Source organism: Onishia niordana (assembly GCF_004798965.1).
In the GTDB taxonomy this organism is placed as follows: Bacteria; Pseudomonadota; Gammaproteobacteria; order Pseudomonadales; family Halomonadaceae; genus Onishia; species Onishia niordana.
The window spans coordinates 1-374 of sequence record NZ_SDSD01000029.1 but is presented as its reverse complement, the minus strand read 5'-3'; the positions used below and the strand labels follow the sequence as shown (position 1 = coordinate 374).

At 63.6% G+C, this 374-nt stretch carries 1 protein-coding gene; it reads right to left on the bottom strand.

The genetic code is table 11. The features are described from left to right. Positions 1 to 335: hypothetical protein (locus tag ETC27_RS16515; RefSeq protein ID WP_205742765.1), on the bottom strand; the 335-nt coding region annotated here is incomplete at its 3' end. Between the last annotated feature and the right edge of the window lie 39 nt (positions 336 to 374).

Here is a 374-nt window from a genome sequence, read left to right as displayed (position 1 = left end):
CGCTCGATGGCCACCGACACCGGCTGTCCCGTCGCCAGAGAGGTGAAAGTGATACGATCTCCGGGCCGCAATCGTCTCGGGTCGAACCTCTCCGCCAGCGAGGTCGCCGCTTGGGTGCGCGTCTCGGTATTCACGCCAAGCTGTTGCAGCAGTGCGTCCAGGGTATCCCCTGGTTCCACGGTGAGCTTTTGAGCGACGCGACCCACCTTCGCGATAGCTTGTGCCCTGTCCGATGCCGGCTTGGCAGGTGATAATCCGGCACGCTCTTGCCCACGGGCTTCGGCCAACACGGGGCTCAGGACCATCAGTCCCACTAGCAACCAGCGTCGTGTCATGATGCATCCTCTTCGCCGGAGACCTCGGCTACCTCACGG